The sequence below is a fragment of the Mesorhizobium sp. M7A.F.Ca.CA.004.04.2.1 genome, from assembly GCF_004022825.1.
GTDB lineage: Bacteria > Pseudomonadota > Alphaproteobacteria > Rhizobiales > Rhizobiaceae > Mesorhizobium.
Genome location: NZ_RZPH01001749.1, coordinates 1 through 507 on the forward strand (window position 1 = coordinate 1; position 507 = coordinate 507).

The 507-nt window shown below is 62.9% G+C and carries 1 protein-coding gene; it reads right to left on the reverse strand.

The annotated features are described in order from the left end of the window. Window positions 1-507 (reverse strand): inverse autotransporter beta domain-containing protein (locus EN893_RS37375; RefSeq protein ID WP_164901566.1); only part of this gene is annotated, 507 nt, incomplete at both ends.

Consider the following 507-nt stretch of genomic DNA (forward strand, 5'->3'; position numbering starts at 1 on the left):
ACCGGCACCTGCGCACCGATCTCGCCCTCGATGCCCCACGCGGCGTAGTCGCGGTGGTCAAGGACCGAGATCTGCTCGATCAGCTGGTTGCTGACCATCGACAGGGTCGAACTGGTCGAGTGATCCGTCGAATCGCCCTTGATCGGCAGATAGACGTTCACATGCGCATCGAAATGTGGCGTGATCGCCTCGGCGCCCAGCGTGGCGGCGGTGAACTGGGTGGAGTTGTAGTTCTCGAGGTTGAGATAGGCGTAGCCGCCGATCATCAGGTCCGGGTTGACGATGCGGCGAATGCCGAGGCCGACATCCTGGCCGGAACCATCCTTGAAATCATGCTTGGCCCGGACATCCAGGAACAGCACGGATTCGGCCGTCTGCTTGAGCGGGATGAAACCTTCGAGCGCGCCGTTGCCGCCATTGTTGTCGGCGCCGATGATGGCGCGGATCTGCGGCTGCCACAGGCCGTTCGGATCGGCATGGGCCGTCAGACTGGAAAGACCGAGCGCC